This window comes from Pseudomonas sp. LSJ-87 (genome assembly GCF_032971465.1).
In the GTDB taxonomy this organism is placed as follows: Bacteria; Pseudomonadota; Gammaproteobacteria; order Pseudomonadales; family Pseudomonadaceae; genus Aquipseudomonas; species Aquipseudomonas putida_Z.
In genome coordinates this window covers 76,527-97,941 of record NZ_JAWJYQ010000029.1, presented here as the reverse complement: position 1 = coordinate 97,941, position 21,415 = coordinate 76,527, and the positions used below count along the sequence as shown (strand labels likewise).

Below are 21,415 nucleotides of genomic sequence, written 5' to 3'. Positions count from 1 at the left end.
GGCAGATGGCACGCAGGAAGCCCGGACTAATAAGATGGCATTGAAATCCCCCGCGTTTCGTAGAAAGTTTCCGTTGCTGGTAACCGGCGGTTTGCTGGCCCTGCAACCTCTGGCCACGTCTTACGTGGTGGCAGCCGAACAGTTCGACTGCCAAGTGTCCGCCTCCGGTGGTTGGGACTGCAAGCCCAAGACCCCAGCCAACAACCTGCCGCCGCGCCCGGTGCACGAGGGTGCTGCCGTCAGCACCGGCACCGAAGCCGCGAGCGAAGGCGAAACCGCGGACCGGCCGATGCTGGTCACCGAGGCCAAGGGCCGTGGCCTGAAGTCGCGTAGCGAAGACTACAGCCACCTGGACTGGGTTCCGCGTGAAAAGCTCACTGCCGCACAGCTGGCCGAAACCGGCCCGTACTGCGGTGGCGCCTACATCGAGCCAACCCGCCCGGGCATGGCCGACACCACGCCGAAGGACGAGTCGCCGACCTACATCAACGCCAAGGTATCCAAGTACCAGCAGGAGCAGCAGATCGCTACCCTCGCCGGTGACGTGGTGATGCGCCAGGGCAGCATGCAGGCCGAGGCCGACGAGGCCAACCTCTACCAGACCGAAAACCGTGGCGAGCTCAAGGGCAACGTCAAGATCCGTGACAACGGTTCGCTGGTGGTCGGTGACGAGGCACAGATCCAGCTCGACACGGGCGAAGCCCAGGTCGACAACGCCGAATACGTGATGCACAAGTCGCACATCCGCGGCAGTGCCCTGTACGCCAAGCGTGGCGAGAACGCCATCATCCGTCTAAAGGACGGTACGTACACCACCTGCGAACCGGGCAGCAACGCCTGGCAGCTGAAGGGCAACAACATCACCCTGAACCCGGCCACCGGTTTCGGTACCGCGACCAACGTTACGCTGCGGGTCAAGGATTTCCCGGTGTTCTACACACCGTACATCTACTTCCCGATCGACGACCGTCGCCAGTCCGGCTTCCTGCCGCCATCGTTCAGCAGCACCAGCGACACCGGCTTCATGCTGGTCACGCCGTACTACTTCAACCTGGCGCCGAACTACGACGCCACGTTGTACCCGCGCTACATGACCAAGCGCGGCCTGCTGATGGAAGGCGAGTTCCGCTACCTGACGCCTTCCAGCGAAGGCCAGTTCGGTGGCGCGTACCTCAACGACAAGAACGACGACCGCAAAGACCAGACTGACTACAAAGAACAGCGCTGGATGGTCAACTGGCAGCACAAGGGTGGCTTGGACGAGCGCCTGATGGCTGAAGTGGACTACACCGACATCAGCGATCCGTTCTACTTCCAGGATCTCGAGTCCGACCAGATTGGTGTTGAGTCCAAGGACCTGCTCAATCAGCAAGGTGCATTGACCTACCGTGGTGACAGCTACACCGCGCGATTGAACGTACATGCCTACGAGATGGCGACCATCTCGAAGATCACGCCGTATGATCGTCTGCCGCAGGTTACCTTCAATGGTATGTTGCCGTACCATCCGGGAGGCTTCGACTTCAGCTACAAGACCGAAGCTGTGCGCTTTGACCGCGACTTGAAAACAGGTCCCGTCTTCAACGAAAACGGAGACCTTGACACCACTGCCGGGGCCAACGGCCAGCGTCTTGACGAGAACATCTTTGGCCTCGCAAGGGCGAACGGTACCCGTCTGAACCTCGCGCCGTCCATCAGCCTGCCGATGAACGCCAGCTACGGCTACGTCACGCCCAAGCTGACCTACATGTACACCAATTACGACCTGGACTTGGACAGCGAAGGCAAGGGGGACCTAGCCCGCGCTACGCAAGCCACCCGCGACCTGCGTGGCGACTTCTCGAGCACCCAGAACCGCGATATCCCGATCTTCAGCGTCGACAGCGGCCTGTACTTCGACCGCAACACCTCCCTGTTCGGCACGAACTACAAGCAGACCCTCGAACCGCGCCTGTTCTATCTCTACGTCCCGTACAAGGACCAGATGGACATCCCGCTGTTCGACACGGGTGAAACGTTGTTCAGCTACGACTCCTTGTTCCGAGAAAATCGCTTCAGTGGCACCGACCGTGTCGGCGACGAAAACAAGCTGTCGCTGGGCGTGACTACTCGCTGGATCGAAGAAAACGGCTTCGAGCGTCAGAACTTCAGCATCGGCCAGGCGTTCTACTTCAAGGATCGTAAAGTCCAGCTGCCGGGTATCGACTACCGCACCCGCGCCGACTCGCAGTCCGATGTGTCGCCTTACGCGCTGCTGTACAACTACTACTTCAACCGCGACTGGCGCTTCAATTCAACCTACAACTGGGACCCGGACACCCGCAGCCCGCGCTCGGGCAGCGCGATGTTCCACTACCAGCCTGAAGACAACCCGAACAAGGTGGTCAACCTCGGTTATCGCTACCGTAACGACACCATCGCCTACGACTCCACGACCGGTACCTGGAAAGTAGGCGGCGGCGACTATGGCACCCCGGGCAGCCCTAACTACGTGAAGGACTACTACAAGATCCAGCAGCATGACTTCTCGGTCATCTGGCCGATCGTTCCGCAGTGGAGCGTCATCGCTCGCTGGCAGCATGACTACAACCGCAACCGCACCCTGGAAGCCATGGGCGGTTTCGAGTACGACAACTGCTGCTGGAAGCTGCGCCTGATCAACCGCTACTGGATCGATTACGACGACTTCAGCCAAGCACTCCCGACGAACGAAAAAGGCGACCACGGCATCTTCCTTCAGATCGTCCTGAAAGGCCTCGGTGGTGTAGTCGGCAACAAGGTCGAGTCTTTCCTCGACCAAGGCATTCAAGGTTACCGTGAACGTGAAGACCAAGCTTATTGATCGACTGCGCCCGGCGTTGCTGGGCGTTGCATTGCTGAGTGGCGCGGTGCATGCCGCGGTGCAACCTCTTGATCGCGTGGTCGCCATCGTCGACAACGACGTGGTCATGCAAAGCCAACTGGACCAGCGTGTCCGCGAGGTCCAGCAAACCATCGCCAAGCGCGGCGGCGGCATGCCGCCTGCCGGTGCTCTGGACCAGCAGGTACTGGAACGCCTGATCGTCGAGAACCTGCAACTGCAGATCGGCGAACGCTCCGGCATCCGCATCACCGACGAAGAGCTGAACCAGGCCATGGGCACCATTGCCCAGCGCAACGGCATGTCGCTTGACCAGTTCCGCGCCGCTCTGGCCCGTGACGGCATGTCGTTCGACGACGCCCGCGAGCAGGTCAAGCGCGAGATGATCATCAGCCGCGTGCGCCAGCGCCGCGTGGCCGAGCGCATCCAGGTGTCCGAGCAGGAAGTGAAGAACTTCCTCAACTCCGACCTTGGCAAGATGCAGATGTCGGAAGAGTACCGCCTGGCCAACATCCTGATCCCGACCCCGGAAGCGGCCAACTCGGAAGCCATCCAGGCCGCCGCGCGCCAGGTTGGCGATGTGTACCAGCAGCTCAAGCAGGGCGCGGACTTCGGCCAGATGGCCATTGCCCGCTCCGCCAGCGAAAACGCCCTGGAAGGCGGCGAGATGGGCTGGCGTAAAGCCGGCCAGCTGCCACCAGATTTCGCCAAGATGCTCAGCAGCATGCCGGTTGGCGAAATTACCCAGCCTATCCGCATCCCCAACGGCTTCATCATTCTCAAGCTCGAGGAGAAGCGCGGTGGCAGCGAGAACGTGCTGCGTGACGAAGTGCACGTTCGCCACATCCTGATCAAGCCTAGCGAGATCCGCAGCGAGGCTGCTACCGAGCAACTGGCCGAGCGCCTGTACGAGCGCATCAAGAACGGCGAAGACTTCGGCGAGCTGGCCAAGAGCTTCTCGGAAGACCCGGGTTCGGCGCTTAACGGCGGCGACCTCAACTGGGTTGACCCGAACAGCCTGGTACCGGAGTTCCGCGAGCAGATGGCCAACGCCGCCCAAGGCGAAGTCACCCGTCCGTTCAAGACCCAGTACGGCTGGCATGTCCTGGAAGTGCTGGGCCGTCGCGCCACCGACAGCACCGAGCAGGCTCGTGAGCAGCAGGCCATGAACGTACTGCGCAACCGCAAGTACGACGAAGAGCTGCAGACCTGGCTGCGCCAGATCCGCGACGAGGCCTACGTTGAAATCAAGCTGCCTGGCGCTGACCAGGCCGCCCAGTGAAGCCCCTGCGCTTCGCCGTCACTCCCGGCGAGCCAGCCGGCATAGGCCCCGACCTGTGCCTGCTGCTCGCCGCAGACGCCCAGCCCCACCCCCTGATCGCCATCACCAGCCGTGACCTGCTCGCCGAGCGGGCCACGCAGCTGGGGCTGGCCGTCAACCTGCTGCCGGTAGCCCCGGGCCTATGGCCCGAGCAGCCGGCGCCAGCGGGTAGCCTGTACGTCTGGGATACCCCCCTGGCGGCCCCGGTAGTACCGGGCCAGCTCGACAAGGCGAATGCCGCGTTCGTGCTGGAAACCCTGACCCGTGCCGGGCAAGGCTGCCTGGACGGGCACTTCGCCGGGATGATCACCGCTCCTGTACACAAGGGCGTGATCAACGAAAGCGGTATCGCCTTCTCCGGGCATACCGAATTCCTTGCCGAGCTGACCCACACCGCGCAAGTGGTGATGATGCTGGCCACCCGTGGCCTGCGCGTGGCCCTGGTGACCACACACCTGCCGCTGCGCGACATTGCCGACGCCATCACTGCCGAGCGCGTCGAGCGTGTAACCCGTATCCTGCATGCCGACATGCGCGACAAGTTCGGCATTGCCAACCCGCGTATCCTGGTGTGCGGCCTCAACCCGCACGCGGGCGAGGGCGGCCACCTGGGCCGCGAGGAAATCGACATCATCGAGCCGACCCTGGCCCGCCTGCGCACCGAAGGCATGGACCTGCGCGGGCCGCTGCCGGCCGATACCCTGTTTACCCCCAAATATCTGGAGCACTGCGATGCGGTGCTGGCGATGTACCACGACCAGGGCCTGCCTGTACTCAAGTACAAAGGCTTCGGCGCTGCAGTCAACGTGACCCTGGGCCTGCCGATCATCCGCACATCGGTCGACCACGGCACCGCCCTGGACCTGGCCGGCACCGGCAAGGTCGACACCGGCAGCCTGCGCGTCGCGCTGGAAACCGCCTACCAGATGGCCGAGAACCGACCATGAACGAGCAATACCAACACCGGGCGCGCAAGCGCTTCGGCCAGAACTTCCTGCACGACGCCGGCATCATCGACCGCATCCTGCGTGCCATCAACGCCAAGGCCGGCGAACATCTGCTGGAAATCGGCCCCGGCCAGGGCGCCCTGACCGAAGGCCTGCTGGGCAGCGGGGCACAGCTGGACGTGGTGGAACTGGACAAGGACCTGGTGCCGATCCTGCAGCACAAGTTCGCCGGTCGCAACAATTTCCGCCTGCACCAGGGCGACGCCCTGAAGTTCGACTTCAACCAGCTGGGCGTGCCACCGCGCAGCCTCAAGGTGGTGGGCAACCTGCCCTACAACATCTCCACTCCACTGATCTTCCACCTGCTCAGCCATGCCGGGCTGATACGCGACATGCACTTCATGCTGCAGAAGGAAGTGGTCGAGCGCATGGCCGCCGGCCCTGGCGGTGGTGACTGGGGGCGTTTGTCGATCATGGTGCAGTACCACTGCCGGGTCGAGCACCTGTTCAACGTTGGCCCTGGCGCCTTCAACCCGCCGCCGAAAGTGGACTCGGCCATCGTCCGCCTGGTGCCGCACGAAGTGCTGCCGTACCCGGCCAAGGACGCAAAGCTGCTGGAGCAGGTGGTACGCGAAGCCTTCAACCAGCGCCGCAAGACCCTGCGCAACACCATGAAAGGCCTGCTCGACAGCGCCGCCATCGAAGCTGCCGGCGTGGACGGCAGCCTGCGCCCTGAACAGCTGGACCTGGCCGCCTTCGTGCGCCTGGCTGACCAGTTGGCTGACCTACAAGCCTGATATCTCCTGTACCGGCCCTATCGCCGGCAAGCCGGCTCCCACAGGTACTCCACAGCACTCGAGGCCTGTGCTTCACCTGTGGGAGCCGGCTTGCCGGCGATAGGGCCAGCACTGACAGCACAGATCCCCAAGCCCTTCCACCGCTGGCCCTCCCCCCTCCCAATGGCCTAGACTGCATTATTGCGTCAGTTCGCCCAAGGCCCTTGCATGTCCGACCCCCGCTATCAGATCGACGTCAGCGTCGTGACCCGCTACCTCAAAGAACAATCCGACCCCGAAAACAGTCGTTTCGCTTTCGCCTACACCATCACCGTGCAAAACAATGGCTCGCTCAAGGCCAAGCTGCTGTCGCGCCACTGGCTGATCACCAACGGTGACGGCGAGGTCGAGGAGGTGCGTGGCGCCGGCGTGGTCGGCCAGCAGCCCAATATCGACCCGGGCCAGAGCCATACCTACAGCAGCGGCGCGGTCATCAGCACCCGCGTGGGCACCATGCAGGGCAGCTACCAGATGTTCGCCGAAGACGGCAAACGCTTCGATGCCGAGATCGCCCCCTTCCGCCTGGCGGTGCCCGGGGCGCTGCACTGATGGCTACCTACGCCGTCGGTGACCTGCAGGGCTGCCTGCAGCCACTCAAGTGCCTGCTCGAACGGGTCAACTTCAACCCCGCCGTCGACCGCCTGTGGCTGGTCGGCGACCTGGTCAACCGCGGCCCCGAGTCACTGGAAACCCTGCGCTTCCTTTATTCGATCCGCCAGTCGCTGGTGTGCGTGCTGGGCAACCATGACCTGCACCTGCTGGCCGCCTGGCACAACGTCGAACGCCTGAAGAAAAGCGACACCCTGCGCGAGATCATCGAAGCGCCGGACGCCGACCAGCTGTTCGACTGGCTGCGCCAGCAAAAGCTGCTGCATTACGACGAACCCCGTGGCATTGCCCTGGTTCACGCCGGCATTCCACCGCAATGGACCTTGGGCAAAGCCCTGGAGCTGGCCGCCGAGGTCGAGGAAGTGCTGCGCGACGACGAGCGCCTGAAACTGTACCTGGACGGCATGTACGGCAACGAGCCGAACAAGTGGAGCAAGAACCTCAGCGGCATCGAACGCCTGCGGGTCATCACCAACTGCCTCACACGCATGCGCTTCTGCACCGCCGAGGGCAAGCTCGACCTCAAGAGCAAGGAAGGCCTGGATACCGCCCCCAAGGGCTACAAGCCCTGGTACGCACACAAAGGCCGCCGCTCACGCCACGTGAAGATCATCTTCGGCCACTGGGCCGCCTTGCAGGGGCAGGTCGACGAGCCCGGCATCATCGCCCTGGACACCGGTTGCGTGTGGGGCGGTGCCATGACCCTGTACAACGTCGACAGCGGCGAATACCACCGTTGTGACTGCAGCGACGACGGCAACTTACGCCACCCCACCCAAACGCCTACACTGAACGATCAATCCTGAAGGAAGCCGTACCCATGAGCGAATTCAAGCGCATCCCTCCCGAACAGGCCCTGGCCCTGCGCGCGCAAGGTGCGGTAGTCGTCGACATTCGCGACCCGCAGGCCTTTGCCGCCGGCCACATCACCGGTGCCAAGCATCTGGATAACCATTCGGTCGCCGAGTTCATCCGCAATGCCGACCTCGATGCCCCAACCCTGGTGGTGTGCTACCACGGCAATTCCAGCCAGAGCGCTGCGGCCTATCTGGTGGGACAAGGCTTCTCGGACGTATACAGCGTCGACGGCGGCTTTGAGCTGTGGCGCGCCACCTACCCGGCCGAAACCGCCCAGGGCACTGCCGAATAATTTTTTCATTTTTACTGCAGCCCGCGCCCCATGCGGGCTTGCGGCTTATCTGACGAACGGTCGTTCGCAACTTCTCCGCCCCTCGCCCTTGACCTTGCGGATAACCAACTATTCTTAAGCGCAGGCCATCCAGAAAAAGGGGAGAGCCGGTACACCGGCGTGCGGGTCATCGGTAGCGTTACAGGGTGTTCTGGGGGGTATACAGCAATCGGCAACCCCGGTTGCATGCCAGCATCAGCTGACTGATCCGGCGTCGTCTCCACGTATCGAGCGAGGTGACGTCATGAGTATTTTTAGCCACTTCCAACAACGTTTCGAGTCTACGCGCCAGGAAGAACTCTCGCTGCAGGAGTACCTCGAGCTGTGCAAAGAGGATCGCAGTGCCTACGCATCGGCGGCCGAACGGCTGTTGCTGGCCATCGGTGAGCCGGAGCTGATCGACACCTCAACCAACTCCAGACTGTCGCGAATCTTCTCCAACAAGGTTATCCGCCGCTATCCGGCCTTTGCCGACTTCCATGGCATGGAAGAGTGCATCGACCAGATCGTGTCCTACTTCCGCCACGCCGCCCAAGGCCTGGAGGAAAAGAAACAGATCCTCTATCTGCTGGGCCCGGTGGGCGGCGGTAAGTCGTCGCTGGCCGAGAAACTCAAGCAGCTGATGGAAAAGGTGCCGTTCTACGCCATCAAGGGCTCGCCGGTATTCGAGTCGCCCCTGGGCTTGTTCAACGCCACCGAAGACGGGGCCATTCTCGAGGAAGAGTTCGGCATCCCGCGGCGCTACCTGAACACCATCATGTCGCCCTGGGCCACCAAGCGCCTGCAGGAGTTCGGCGGCGACATCAGCAAGTTCAAGGTAGTGAAGCTGTACCCGTCGATCCTCAACCAGATCGCCATCGCCAAGACCGAACCCGGCGACGAAAACAACCAGGACATTTCGGCGCTGGTCGGCAAGGTGGATATCCGCAAGCTCGAGGAATTCCCGCAGAACGACGCCGACGCCTATGCCTATTCGGGCGCGCTGTGCCGGGCCAACCAGGGCCTGATGGAATTCGTCGAGATGTTCAAGGCACCGATCAAGGTCCTGCACCCGTTGCTCACCGCCACCCAGGAAGGCAACTACAACAGTACCGAAGGCCTCGGCGCCATCCCCTACTCCGGGATTCTGCTGGCCCACTCCAACGAATCGGAGTGGCACACCTTCCGTAACAACAAGAACAACGAGGCGTTCATCGACCGGATCTACATCGTCAAGGTGCCGTACTGCCTGCGCGTCAGCGACGAAATCAAGATCTACGACAAGCTGCTGATCAACAGTTCGCTGGCCAAGGCCCACTGCGCACCAGACACGCTGAAGATGCTCGCCCAGTTCACCGTACTATCGCGCCTGAAAGAGCCGGAAAACTCCAACATCTATTCGAAGATGCGGGTGTACGATGGGGAAAACCTCAAGGACACCGATCCGAAGGCCAAGTCGATCCAGGAGTACCGCGATGCCGCCGGCGTCGATGAAGGCATGAACGGCCTGTCGACCCGCTTCGCCTTCAAGATCCTGTCCAAGGTGTTCAACTTCGACCCGCATGAAGTGGCCGCCAACCCGGTGCACCTGCTGTATGTGCTGGAGCAGCAGATCGAGCAGGAACAGTTCCCGGCCGAGGTGCGCGAACGCTACCTGCGCTACCTGAAGGAGTACCTGGCCCCGCGCTACATCGAGTTCATCGGCAAGGAAATCCAGACCGCCTACCTGGAGTCCTACAGCGAATACGGCCAGAACATCTTCGACCGCTACGTGCTGTACGCAGACTTCTGGATCCAGGACCAGGAATACCGCGACCCGGAAACCGGCGAAATCCTCAACCGTATCGCCCTCAACGAAGAACTGGAGAAGATCGAGAAGCCGGCCGGCATCAGCAACCCGAAAGATTTCCGCAACGAAATCGTCAACTTCGTGCTGCGTGCCCGGGCCAACAACAATGGCAAGAACCCGAGCTGGCTGAGCTACGAAAAGCTGCGGGTGGTGATCGAGAAGAAAATGTTCTCCAACACCGAGGACCTGCTGCCGGTCATCAGCTTCAACGCCAAGGCAAGCAAGGAGGACCAACAGAAACACAACGACTTCGTCACACGGATGGTGGAGCGTGGCTACACCGACAAACAGGTTCGTCTGCTGTCGGAATGGTACCTGCGGGTCAGGAAATCGCAATAAAGCGACAAGCTACCTACCGCGCGCCCAGGGCTGCTATGCCAGCCCTGGGCGGCGGCAGCTGCTTTGCTGCCTTTACGTGCAGCAGCTCGTAGCTTGAAGCGTGCAGCTGTTCCCAGCTACCGGAGGGACCATGAGCTACGTTATAGATCGACGCCTGAACGGCAAGAACAAGAGCACGGTGAACCGCCAGCGCTTCCTGCGGCGGTACCGCGAACACATCAAGAAAGCCGTCGAAGAGGCGGTAAGCCGCCGTTCCATCATGGACATGGAACATGGCGAGCAGATCAGCATTCCGGGGCGCGACATCGACGAACCGGTGCTGCACCATGGTCGCGGGGGCAAGCAGACCATCGTGCACCCAGGCAACAAGGAATTCACCGCCGGTGAACACATCCCCAGGCCACAAGGCGGTGGCGGTGGCAGCGGCCGAGGCAAGGCCGGCAACTCCGGCGAAGGCATGGACGACTTCGTCTTCCAGATCACCCAGGAAGAATTCCTCGAGTTCATGTTCGAGGACCTCGAGCTGCCCAACCTGGTCAAACGTCACCTGACCGGGGCCGACACCTTCAAGACCGTGCGCGCCGGTATCGCCAACGAAGGCAACCCGTCCCGCATCAACATCGTGCGCACCCTGCGTTCGGCCCATGCCCGGCGCATCGCCCTGACCGGCAGCAGCCGCGCACTGCTGCGCGAAGCGCAGAAGGAACTCGCCCGCCTGAAGGTCGAGGAACCCGACAACTTCACCGATATCCAGGAAGTCGAACACGAAATCGAACGCCTGAAGGCACGCATCAACCGCCTGCCCTTCCTCGACACCTTCGACCTCAAGTACAACCTGCTGGTCAAGCAGCCCAACCCCAGCTCCAAGGCGGTGATGTTCTGCCTGATGGACGTGTCCGGCTCGATGACCCAGGCCACCAAGGACATCGCCAAGCGCTTCTTCATCCTGCTGTACCTGTTCCTCAAGCGTAACTACGACCGCATCGAAGTGGTGTTCATCCGCCACCACACCAGCGCCCGTGAAGTCGACGAGGAAGAATTCTTCTATTCGCGGGAAACCGGCGGCACCATCGTTTCCAGCGCACTCAAACTGATGCAGGAGGTCATGGCCGAACGCTACCCGGCCAGCGACTGGAACATCTACGCCGCCCAGGCTTCCGACGGCGACAACTGGAACGACGACTCGCCGATCTGCCGCGACATCCTGGCCAAGCAGATCATGCCGCATGTGCAGTACTACACTTACGTTGAAATAACCCCGCGTGAACACCAGGCGCTGTGGTACGAATACGAGCGCATCGGCGAAGCCTTCCCCGACACGTTCGCCCAGCAGCAGTTGGTATCGGCCGGCGATATCTACCCGGTCTTCCGTGAACTCTTCCAGCGCAGGTTAGCCACATGACCGCCAGAGCACAGAGACGCCAACCTATTTCCACCGGGTCCGAGTGGACGTTCGAACTGATCCAGACCTACGACCGGGAAATCAGCCGCCTGGCCGAGCGTTACGCCTTGGACACCTACCCCAACCAGATCGAGGTGATTACCGCCGAGCAGATGATGGACGCCTACGCCTCGGTCGGCATGCCGCTGGGTTATCACCACTGGTCCTACGGCAAGCAGTTCCTCAGCACGGAGAAGTCCTACAGCCGTGGCCAGATGGGCCTGGCCTACGAGATCGTGATCAACTCCGACCCGTGCATCGCCTACCTGATGGAAGAAAACACCATGTGCATGCAGGCACTGGTGATCGCCCATGCCTGCTACGGCCATAACAGTTTCTTCAAGGGCAACTACCTGTTCCGCACCTGGACCGACGCCAGCTCGATCATCGACTATCTGGTGTTCGCCAAGCAGTACATCGCCCAGTGCGAAGAGCGCCATGGCATCGATGCCGTGGAAGACCTGATCGACTCCTGCCACGCCCTGATGAACTACGGCGTCGACCGTTACAAGCGGCCTTATCCGATTTCCGCCGAAGAGGAGCGGCGGCGGCAGAAGGAGCGCGAGGAGCACCTGCAGCGGCAGATCAATGACCTGTGGCGGACCATTCCGAAGAGTGCCGACAAGGGTAACGAGCGCGATGATGCGCGCTTCCCCGCCGAACCGCAGGAAAACATCCTGTATTTCATCGAGAAGAACGCCCCACTGCTGGAGCCCTGGCAACGTGAAGTGGTGCGCATCGTGCGCAAGATCGCCCAGTATTTCTACCCGCAGCGCCAGACCCAGGTGATGAACGAAGGCTGGGCGACGTTCTGGCACTACACGCTGATGAACGACCTGTACGACGAGGGGCTGATCACCGAAGGCTTCATGATGGAGTTCCTGCAGTCGCACACCAGCGTGGTGTTCCAGCCCGGCTTCGACAGCCCCTACTACAACGGCATCAACCCTTACGCACTGGGTTTTGCGATGTACACCGACATCCGCCGCATGTGCGAAAGCCCGACTGAAGAAGATCGCCGCTGGTTCCCCGACATTGCCGGCAGTGACTGGCTTTCTACCATCAAGTTCGCTATGAGCAGCTTCAAGGACGAGAGCTTCATCCTGCAGTACCTGTCGCCGAAGGTCATGCGCGATCTGAAGCTGTTCAGCATCCTCGATGACGACCAGCGCGACGACCTGTATGTACCTGCCATCCACGACGAGGCCGGCTACCGGACCATTCGCGAACTACTGGCGGCGCAGTACAACCTGGGCAACCGCGAACCGAACGTGCAGATCTGGAGCGTCGACCGTCGCGGCGACCGCTCGCTGACCTTGCGTCACCAGCAACACAACCGCAAACCGCTGGGCGACTCTACGGACGAAGTGCTCAAGCACCTGCACCGCCTGTGGGGCTTCGACATCCACCTGGAGACCGTCCAGGGCGAGCAGGTGATGAAGACCCACCACATGCCACCACGCGGCGAGCACGGCGAAAGTGCCGACTACGGCCGCATGGACCTGGCCGTCATCCACCACCTCTAGTGCCACGCCATGAGTGCCGACAGGGTATCCTGTCGGCAGTTATGGAGAGCTGCACATGCACATCTACAAAGTTGGCGGCGCCGTGCGCGACCGCCTGCTCGGCCGCCCTGTCAGCGATATCGACTGGCTGGTGGTCGGCGCCACGGTCGAGGAAATGCACGCCAAGGGCTTTCGCCCGGTCGGCGCTGATTTCCCGGTGTTCCTGCACCCGAAAACCGGCGAGGAATATGCCCTGGCCCGCACCGAGCGCAAGAGCGGGCGCGGCTACGGCGGCTTCACCTTCCACGCCAGCCCCGATGTGACCCTGGAAGAAGACCTGATCCGCCGTGACCTGACCATCAATGCGATGGCCGAGGACGAGACGGGTACGGTGTACGACCCCTATCACGGCCAGAGTGATCTCGACCAGCGCCTTTTACGCCATGTTTCCCCGGCATTCGCCGAAGATCCATTGCGTGTGCTGCGTGTTGCGCGCTTTGCTGCCCGTTATGCGCCGCTGGGTTTCCGGGTTGCCGACGAGACGCTTGAGCTGATGCGCCAGATCAGCGCCTCGGGCGAACTGCAGGCACTGACCGCCGAGCGCAGCTGGAAGGAAATCGAGCGGGCACTGATGGAGGCGCAGCCGCAGGTGTTTTTCCAGGTGCTGCATGCTTGTGGGGCCCTGCAGGAGCTGCTGCCAGAGCTTGATGACGCCCCCCAGGCCCTGGCGGCGCTGGAACAGGCGGCAATGCACGAACAGCCCCTGCATGTACGCTGGGCCTGCCTGCTGCAGTCGCTGGCACCGGCCGCGATCAAAGCCATCAACCAGCGCCTGAAGGCGCCGCGGGAGTGCCAGGAGCTGGCGCTGCTGACGGGTGAGTGCCTGAAGCTGGGCAACCAGGCGCAGGAGCTGCCTGCCACGGCACTGCTGGAGCTGTTGCAGAAGTTCGATGTGTACCGGCGGCCACAGCGGTTCGAAGACTTCCTGATCGCTTGCGAGATGACAGCGCTGGGCGAGGGCAAAGCGGGTTATCCACAGGCAGACTACCTGCGAGGAGCAGCGGCGGCGGCGCGGGCAGTGGATGTCAAGCCGTTGGTGCAGGCTGGGCTGACTGGCCAGGCCTTGGGTGAAGCGCTCAAAGGTGAGCGGCTGAAAGCGCTCGAGGCTTACAAGCTAGGCTGAACATACCGGCCCCTTCGCGGCTAAAGCCGCTCCCACAGGTACAGCGTTGCTCTCGAGGTTGTCGCTGTACCTGTGGGAGCGGCTTTAGCCGCGAAAGGGCCGGTACAGGCTTACGCGGGAGTCAGCTGCAGCCCACGCCACTCAAAGGCAACCGGGGCCAACACCTGATCAATCCGCGCCTCCTGCCACAACTGCGCCATTGTCTTGCCTACCCCCGGATGCACCAGCTCCGGCGCCAGCAGCGACAGCGGCCACAGCACAAAGGCGTTCTTCAGGATCTCGGCCCGAGGCAATACCAGCCCGTCGAACGTGCCGTGCAGGCCGTCATACATCAGCACGTCGATATCCAGCGGCAGGCCCTTGCGGTCCGGCGCATAGCGGCCATTGTCGGCCTCGATGAACTTCAACCGGCGGTCCAGTTCGATCAACGGCAACGCAGTCTGCCCGGTCACCACGAAGTTGATGAACGGCCCGCTCTTGATCCCCACTGCCTGGCTTTCGAACGCCGGCGAAAAGCGCATGTCGGTCAGGATGCCCGCCAACGCATCGAGCCCGGCGCACAAATGCACCTCCCGGTCGATGTTGCTGCCAAGGCCCAGGTAAACCGTGCTCAGAGACATCCGCGCTCGATCTCCACGCCAACACCACCACGGGCCGCCGGCACCGCACCCGGCTTGGTCAGTTTCAACCGCACCCACGGGATGTGGAACTCTTCCATCAACGTCGCCACCAGGCGCTCGGCGAAGGTTTCCACCAACTCGAAACGGGCCTGTTCGGCAAATGCCTGGATGCGCGCCGACACACTGGCATAGTCCAGTGCCAGGTTCAGGTCGTCACCGGCCGCAGCCGGGCGGTTGTCCCAGGCAAAGCTCAGGTCCAGGCGCAAGCACTGGCGAATATCCCGCTCCCAGTCATAGGCACCGATGACGGTATCGACTTCCAGGCCTTCGATGAACACTCTGTCCAAGCACTTCTCTCCACAGCACGACAAGGGCGACTGGCGCCGTTAGAATCAGGGCGTCCTCGCCCGGAATAGTTAGCATGTTTTGGTTACTGGCGTTGCTCGCCTACCTGCTCGGCTCGCTGTCCTTCGCCATCGTCCTCAGCCGCCTTACGGGCAGCCCGGACCCGCGTTCCAGCGGTTCAGGCAATGCCGGCGCCACCAACATGCTACGCCTGGCAGGCCGCAAACTGGCGATCCTGACCCTGCTTGGCGACCTGTGCAAGGGCCTGTTGCCGGTATTGCTCGCCCGCGGTGCCGGGCTGGACCTGCACGCGCAGGCCTGGGTTGGCGTGTGCGCAGTGCTGGGCCACCTGTTCCCGCTGTACTTCCGCTTCCAGGGCGGCAAGGGCGTGGCAACCGCCGCCGGCATGCTCATGGCCCTGTACTTCCCGGCCGCGCTGCTGGCCATCGGTGCCTGGTTGCTGACCTTCTACCTCACCCGCACCAGCTCGCTGGCGGCGCTGATAGCCACACCGCTGACCTTGCCATTGCTGGCCTGGCGCGAGCCAGAGGCCCTGCTGCCGATCACTGTGCTGACGGCGATGATCGTATGGCGCCACCGCAGCAACCTGCGCGACCTGTTCGCAGGCCGCGAACGGCACTTCTAACGCTTAAACCGGCGGCAACTGCTCCATCGGCCAGCGTGCCTGCACGCTGATTGCCAGGTCCTGCTTTTGCCCGGCCAACAACCGCTGGCAACCGGCATAGGCGATCATCGCGCCGTTGTCGGTGCAGAACTGCGGGCGCGCGTAGTACACGTTGCCCTTGATGCTGCCGAGCATGTCCTCGAGGGACGCACGCAAGGCCTTGTTGGCGCTGACGCCACCAGCAATGACCAGACGCTTGAGGCCAGTCTGCTTCAACGCCCGCTTGCACTTGATGGTCAAAGTCTCCACCACCGCCTGCTGGAATGCCAGGGACAGGTCGCAACGGGTTTGCTCACTGTCGTCGCCGGCATCGCGGCACTGCTGCCAGGTGTTCAGGGCAAAGGTTTTCAGGCCGCTGAAGCTGAACTCCAGGCCCGGGCGGTCGGTCATCGGCCGCGGGAACACGAAGCGGCCAGGCACGCCGCGCTCGGCCAGGCGGGCGATTTCCGGGCCACCGGGGTAGTTCAGGCCGATCAGCTTGGCGGTCTTGTCGAACGCTTCGCCAGCGGCGTCATCCAGGCTCTCGCCCAGCAGCTCGTACTGGCCGATGCCATCGACCCGCACCAACTGCGTGTGGCCACCGGAAACCAACAAAGCGACGAACGGAAACTCCGGCGGGTTTTCTTCCAGCATGGGTGCCAGCAGGTGGCCTTCCATGTGGTGTACGCCAATCGCCGGGATGTCCCAGGCAAAGGCCAGCGCCTGGGCGCAGGAGGCCCCCACCAGCAGGGCACCGACCAGGCCAGGGCCCGCGGTGTAGGCGATGGCGTCGATCTCGGTGGCGACGCAGCCGGCCTCATCCAGCACCTGGCGGATGAGTGGCAGCATGCGCTTGACGTGGTCACGCGAGGCAAGCTCTGGCACCACACCGCCGAACACGCGGTGCAGGTCGATCTGGCTGAACAGCGCGTCGGCCAACAAACCGCGTTCGCTGTCGTATAATGCGACGCCAGTTTCGTCGCAGGATGTTTCCAATCCCAGTACTAGCATGGGTTCGTCCCTTGTGGGGGCTGAATTCGAAGCCGCGCATGATAGTCCCCGTGTCGGATGCCGACCAGCGGTTTTCGATCAGAGGCTTTGCATTCCGGCTTGCTAAGGGTTAACATCCGCAACCCTTGAAAACCGACGTTCTCCAGCACACCTTTGTTTTGCCAGGAGCACGTCTACCCCGGTAATGAATTAAGGTAGCCCTGGATGCCAGCCGTCAAAGTTAAAGAGAACGAACCCTTCGACGTAGCTCTGCGTCGTTTCAAGCGCTCCTGCGAAAAAGCCGGTGTACTGGCTGAAGTTCGTAGCCGCGAGTTTTACGAGAAGCCGACCGCCGAGCGTAAGCGCAAAGCAGCTGCTGCTGTTAAGCGTCACGCCAAGAAAGTTCAGCGCGAACAGCGCCGCGCCGTTCGTCTGTACTAATACAGACGTTCTACGCAAAGCTTCTGCCCTGCCCGGCTAACCGCCGGGCGATGGCAGTGGTCGCTTCAAACTTGAGCAGCTAGCTCAAGGCCCCGCACAAGCTTCATGCGAACTGCACATGGGCAACCTGCCTGAAACGTCAGAGCTGGTCCTCCTTGTTGTATGACCAGACGTGCACGTCCGACTGACGGGCCCTCAGGGGCCGGCGACGAGCACACATTCCCTCGCACTTTCCCAAGCGGCACTCGCCCCATCCGGCGCGTGAGCGATTAGACTTGCCAGCTGCCAGATGACGAGACTGCCATGGCCGGGCTGATTCCCCAGAGTTTCATCGACGACCTTATCAACCGCCTCGACATCGTCGACGTGGTGAGTTCGCGCGTCCAGCTGAAAAAAACCGGCAAGAACTACTCCGCCTGCTGCCCGTTCCACAAGGAAAAGACCCCTTCCTTCACGGTCAGCCCCGACAAGCAGTTCTACTACTGCTTCGGCTGCGGTGCCGGCGGCAACGCCCTGGGCTTCGTCATGGACCACGACAACCTGGACTTCCCCCAGGCCGTCGAGGAGCTGGCCCGCGCCGCCGGCATGGAAGTGCCCCGCGAGCAAGGCCGCCGCGACCACAAGCCGCGCCAGCCAACCGACTCGCCACTGTACCCGCTGCTGGACGCTGCCTCGGAGTTCTACCGCCAGGCCCTGCGCAGCCACCCGACCCGCAAGGCGGCGGTGGATTACCTCAAGGGCCGCGGCCTGTCCGGGGAAATCGCCCGCGACTTCGGCCTGGGCTTCGCCCCGCCAGGCTGGGACAACCTGCTCAAGCACCTGGGTGCCGACACCCTGCAGCAGAAGGTGATGATCGATGCCGGCCTGCTGATCGAGAACGCCGAAAGCGGCAAGCGCTACGACCGCTTCCGCGACCGGGTGATGTTCCCGATCCGCGACAGCCGCGGGCGCATCATCGCCTTCGGTGGCCGGGTGCTTGGCGACGACAAACCCAAGTACCTGAACTCCCCGGAAACCCCGGTGTTCCACAAGGGCCAGGAACTCTACGGCCTGTACGAGGCACGCAAGCACAACCGCAACCTCGACGAAATCATCGTTGTCGAGGGCTACATGGACGTGATTGCCCTGGCCCAGCAGGGCCTGCGCAACGCCGTGGCCACCCTCGGCACCGCCACCAGCGAAGAGCACCTCAAGCGCCTGTTCCGCGTGGTACCCAGCGTGCTGTTCTGCTTCGACGGTGACCAGGCCGGGCGCAAGGCCGCCTGGCGCGCCCTGGAGTCGACCCTGTCGAACCTGCAGGACGGCCGCCGCGCGCGCTTCCTGTTCCTGCCCGAAGGCGAAGACCCGGACAGCCTGGTGCGCGCCGAAGGTACCGATGCCTTCATGGCCCGCATCAACCAGCACGCCCAACCGCTGGCCGATTACTTCTTCGAGCAACTAGGCGTCGAAGCCGACCCGCGCTCGCTGGAAGGCAAGGCGCATATGGCAACCCTGGCCGCACCGCTGATCGAAAAGATCCCCGGCGCCAACCTGCGCCAGCTGATGCGCAACCGCCTGAAGGAAATCACCGGCCTCGACCCGCAGCAGGTCGAGCAACTGGCGCAACACGCACCGGCCGCCAGCAGCGTGCCGGACTACGACCCTGGCTACGACTACGACGCCATGGCCAGCTACACCCCCGACTACGGCGACATGCCGCAGCACGACTTCGCCCCCGTTCATCAGGAACAGGAGTGGAAGCCGAACAAGGGCGCTGGCAAGAAGCAGTGGAGCGACAAACCCTGGGACAAGAACCGCAAGGGTGGCAAGCCATGGCAGCAACGTGACGAAGCGCCACCACGCGTACCGGCCCCGGTCGAGCCGCCCACCCTGGCCGCCCTGCGCACCCTGCTGCACCACCCGCTGCTGGCCGGCAAGGTGGAGGATGCCAGCCACTTCGCCGACGAAGAACACCTGTACAGCCAGCTTCTGGTGGCACTGATCGAAGCCGCGCAGAAAAATCCTGGGCTAAGCTCAATGCAGTTGATCGCACGTTGGCACGGCACCGAACAGGGGCGCCTGCTGCGGGCCCTGGCGGAAAAGGAATGGCTGATCGTGGCCGACAACCTTGAACAACAGTTTTTCGACACTATAACTAGCTTGTCCGCCCGCCAACGCGAGCGCAGCCTGGAACAACTGCTCAGGAAATCACGTCAAAGCGAATTGACCAGCGAGGAAAAAACCCAGCTCCTCGCCCTGCTGAGCCGGAATGTTCCCGCACAAACGCCGACCTCATCTGGCGCGTGAGGCCCATGCTCGGGTATAATCCTCGGCTTGTTTTTTGCCCGCCAAGACCTTCAGTGGATAGGGTGTTATGTCCGGAAAAGCGCAACAGCAGTCTCGTATCAAAGAGTTGATCACCCGCGGTCGTGAGCAGGGCTACCTGACTTACGCGGAGGTCAACGACCACCTGCCTGAGGATATTTCAGATCCGGAACAGGTGGAAGACATCATCCGCATGATCAACGACATGGGGATCAACGTATTCGAGAGTGCTCCGGATGCGGATGCCCTTCTGTTGGCGGAAGCCGACACCGACGAAGCCGCGGCCGAAGAAGCCGCTGCTGCGTTGGCGGCAGTTGAAACCGATATCGGCCGCACGACCGACCCGGTGCGCATGTACATGCGCGAAATGGGTACCGTCGAGCTGCTGACCCGCGAAGGCGAGATCGAAATCGCCAAGCGTATCGAGGAAGGCATCCGTGAAGTCATGGGCGCCATCGCCCACTTCCCGGGCACTGTCGACTACATTCTCGGCGAATATGACCGTGTCACCACCGAAGGTGGCCGTCTGTCCGACGTTCTCAGCGGTTACATCGACCCTGATGACAATATCGCCGCGCCGACCGAAGAAGTGCCGATCCCGGGCACCAAGGCCGCCGCCGCGAAGGAAGAGTCCGACGACGACGAGGAAGAATCCGAAAGCGGTGACGACGAGGAAGAGGCCGAGAGCGGCCCGGACCCGGAAGTCGCTCGCCAGCGTTTCGGTGCGGTAAACGACCAGCTTCAGGCCACCAACAAGGTCCTGAAGAAGAACGGTCGCGCCCACAAGGAAAGCATCGACGCCCTGCAGGCCCTGGCCGACCTGTTCATGCCGATCAAGCTGGTACCGAAGCAGTTCGAGGTACTGGTAGAGCGTGTTCGTGACGCCCTGAACCGCCTGCGCCAGCAGGAACGCGCCATCATGCAGCTGTGCGTGCGTGACGCCCGCATGCCGCGTGCCGACTTCCTGCGCATGTTCCCGAGCAACGAAACCGACCAGACCTGGAGCGGTGACCTGGCCAAGCGCAACACCAAGTGGGCTGCCGCCCTGGGTGAAAAGGACGCTGCCATCGTCGCTTGCCAGCAGAAGCTGATCGACCTTGAGACCGAAACCGGCCTGACCGTTGCCGAGATCAAGGAAATCAACCGTCGCATGTCGATCGGTGAAGCCAAGGCCCGCCGCGCCAAGAAAGAAATGGTCGAGGCGAACCTGCGTCTGGTGATCTCCATCGCCAAGAAGTACACCAACCGTGGCCTGCAGTTCCTCGACCTGATCCAGGAAGGCAACATCGGCTTGATGAAAGCGGTGGACAAGTTCGAATACCGTCGCGGCTACAAGTTCTCGACCTACGCCACCTGGTGGATCCGCCAGGCGATCACCCGTTCGATCGCCGACCAGGCGCGCACCATCCGTATTCCGGTGCACATGATCGAGACGATCAACAAGCTCAACCGTATTTCCCGCCAGATGCTGCAGGAAATGGGTCGCGAACCGACCCCGGAAGAGCTGGGCGAGCGCATGGAAATGCCTGAGGACAAGATCCGCAAGGTACTGAAGATCGCCAAAGAGCCGATCTCCATGGAAACCCCGATCGGTGACGACGAAGATTCGCACCTGGGCGACTTCATCGAGGACTCGACCATGCAGTCCCCGATCGACGTGGCCACGGTCGAAAGCCTCAAGGAAGCCACCCGTGACGTGCTCTCGGGCCTGACCGCACGCGAAGCCAAGGTGCTGCGCATGCGTTTCGGTATCGACATGAACACCGACCACACCCTCGAAGAGGTGGGCAAGCAGTTCGACGTGACCCGCGAGCGGATCCGTCAGATCGAAGCGAAGGCGTTGCGCAAACTGCGCCACCCGACTCGCAGCGAGCATCTGCGCTCCTTCCTCGACGAGTGATGACAAAACCCCGGCCCAGGCCGGGGTTTTTCTTTTCCGGCCCTTCCACTGCCTGTTCTGGCCTCATCGCCGGCAAGCCGGCTCCCACAGGTA

18 protein-coding genes are annotated in these 21,415 nt (G+C 62.4%); 15 read left to right on the top strand and 3 right to left on the bottom strand.

All coding sequences use genetic code 11. The features are described from left to right. The first annotated feature begins 34 nt into the window (after positions 1–34). The 11 genes from RYH74_RS18160 to RYH74_RS18110 all read left to right on the top strand — a co-directional run bounded on the left by RYH74_RS18160 (position 35) and on the right by RYH74_RS18110 (position 14,058). Positions 35–2,842, top strand: coding sequence for an LPS-assembly protein LptD (locus tag RYH74_RS18160; protein WP_317409861.1), 2,808 nt, complete (start codon positions 35–37; stop codon positions 2,840–2,842). After that, the gene (locus tag RYH74_RS18155) at positions 2,823–4,142 is read left to right on the top strand and encodes a peptidylprolyl isomerase (protein ID WP_015268722.1); all 1,320 of its coding nucleotides are present in this window, start codon (positions 2,823–2,825) and stop codon (positions 4,140–4,142) included. The genes RYH74_RS18160 and RYH74_RS18155 overlap by 20 nt, the downstream gene beginning before the upstream one ends. Next, positions 4,139–5,128, top strand: a complete 990-nt coding sequence (pdxA, locus tag RYH74_RS18150; protein ID WP_075044408.1) for a 4-hydroxythreonine-4-phosphate dehydrogenase PdxA — start codon at positions 4,139–4,141, stop codon at positions 5,126–5,128. Before RYH74_RS18155 ends, pdxA begins: the two co-directional genes overlap by 4 nt. Next, positions 5,125–5,925 carry a 16S rRNA (adenine(1518)-N(6)/adenine(1519)-N(6))-dimethyltransferase RsmA gene (gene rsmA / locus RYH74_RS18145; RefSeq protein ID WP_075044407.1) on the top strand — a complete coding sequence of 267 codons (801 nt, stop codon included), beginning with the start codon at positions 5,125–5,127 and terminating at the stop codon, positions 5,923–5,925. The genes pdxA and rsmA overlap by 4 nt, the downstream gene beginning before the upstream one ends. 207 nt (positions 5,926–6,132) lie before the next feature. Beyond that, positions 6,133–6,513, top strand: coding sequence for a Co2+/Mg2+ efflux protein ApaG (apaG, locus tag RYH74_RS18140; protein ID WP_012270198.1), 381 nt, complete (start codon positions 6,133–6,135; stop codon positions 6,511–6,513). Beyond that, on the top strand, positions 6,513–7,379 hold the full coding sequence (locus RYH74_RS18135; protein WP_317409860.1) for a symmetrical bis(5'-nucleosyl)-tetraphosphatase: 867 nt from the start codon (positions 6,513–6,515) through the stop codon (positions 7,377–7,379). The genes apaG and RYH74_RS18135 overlap by 1 nt, the downstream gene beginning before the upstream one ends. Positions 7,380–7,393: 14 nt before the next feature. After that, the gene (gene glpE / locus RYH74_RS18130; RefSeq protein WP_025337456.1) at positions 7,394–7,723 is read left to right on the top strand and encodes a thiosulfate sulfurtransferase GlpE; all 330 of its coding nucleotides are present in this window, start codon (positions 7,394–7,396) and stop codon (positions 7,721–7,723) included. Positions 7,724–8,006: 283 nt separating this feature from the next. After that, a complete protein-coding gene (locus tag RYH74_RS18125) occupies positions 8,007–9,929 on the top strand; it encodes a PrkA family serine protein kinase (protein WP_015268718.1) in 1,923 nt (640 codons plus the stop codon). A 130-nt stretch (positions 9,930–10,059) separates the two neighbouring features. Continuing rightward, a complete protein-coding gene (locus RYH74_RS18120; RefSeq protein WP_013970586.1) occupies positions 10,060–11,331 on the top strand; it encodes a YeaH/YhbH family protein in 1,272 nt (423 codons plus the stop codon). Further along, complete coding sequence (locus RYH74_RS18115) at positions 11,328–12,896, top strand: SpoVR family protein (protein WP_317409859.1); 1,569 nt, start codon at positions 11,328–11,330, stop codon at positions 12,894–12,896. Before RYH74_RS18120 ends, RYH74_RS18115 begins: the two co-directional genes overlap by 4 nt. A 55-nt stretch (positions 12,897–12,951) precedes the next feature. Continuing rightward, positions 12,952–14,058 carry a multifunctional CCA addition/repair protein gene (locus RYH74_RS18110; RefSeq protein WP_286100912.1) on the top strand — a complete coding sequence of 369 codons (1,107 nt, stop codon included), beginning with the start codon at positions 12,952–12,954 and terminating at the stop codon, positions 14,056–14,058. A 110-nt stretch (positions 14,059–14,168) separates the two neighbouring features. Here RYH74_RS18110 and folK read toward each other — a convergent pair whose 3' ends face one another. Further along, positions 14,169–14,678 (bottom strand): 2-amino-4-hydroxy-6-hydroxymethyldihydropteridine diphosphokinase, encoded by a 510-nt coding sequence (folK, locus tag RYH74_RS18105; RefSeq protein WP_286100911.1) that lies wholly within the window; start codon positions 14,676–14,678, stop codon positions 14,169–14,171. Beyond that, positions 14,669–15,025 (bottom strand): dihydroneopterin aldolase, encoded by a 357-nt coding sequence (folB, locus tag RYH74_RS18100; RefSeq protein WP_004375185.1) that lies wholly within the window; start codon positions 15,023–15,025, stop codon positions 14,669–14,671. Before folB ends, folK begins: the two co-directional genes overlap by 10 nt. A 74-nt stretch (positions 15,026–15,099) precedes the next feature. On the opposite strand from folB, the gene plsY reads away from it, so the two are divergent. Next, on the top strand, positions 15,100–15,669 hold the full coding sequence (plsY, locus tag RYH74_RS18095) for a glycerol-3-phosphate 1-O-acyltransferase PlsY (RefSeq protein ID WP_013970581.1): 570 nt from the start codon (positions 15,100–15,102) through the stop codon (positions 15,667–15,669). 3 nt (positions 15,670–15,672) lie between these two features. Here plsY and tsaD read toward each other — a convergent pair whose 3' ends face one another. After that, a complete protein-coding gene (gene tsaD, locus RYH74_RS18090) occupies positions 15,673–16,698 on the bottom strand; it encodes a tRNA (adenosine(37)-N6)-threonylcarbamoyltransferase complex transferase subunit TsaD (RefSeq protein ID WP_025337452.1) in 1,026 nt (341 codons plus the stop codon). 204 nt (positions 16,699–16,902) lie between these two features. Between tsaD and rpsU the strand changes: the two genes are divergently transcribed. The 3 genes from rpsU (at position 16,903) to rpoD (ending at position 21,322) form a co-directional block, all read left to right on the top strand. Continuing rightward, entirely contained in the window at positions 16,903–17,118 is a 216-nt protein-coding gene (gene rpsU, locus RYH74_RS18085) for a 30S ribosomal protein S21 (RefSeq protein WP_003255575.1), read from the top strand. Positions 17,119–17,421: 303 nt separating this feature from the next. Further along, positions 17,422–19,404 (top strand): DNA primase, encoded by a 1,983-nt coding sequence (dnaG, locus tag RYH74_RS18080; protein WP_025337451.1) that lies wholly within the window; start codon positions 17,422–17,424, stop codon positions 19,402–19,404. Positions 19,405–19,471: 67 nt separating this feature from the next. Beyond that, positions 19,472–21,322 (top strand): RNA polymerase sigma factor RpoD, encoded by a 1,851-nt coding sequence (rpoD, locus tag RYH74_RS18075; RefSeq protein WP_025337450.1) that lies wholly within the window; start codon positions 19,472–19,474, stop codon positions 21,320–21,322. The last annotated feature ends 93 nt before the right edge of the window (positions 21,323–21,415 follow it).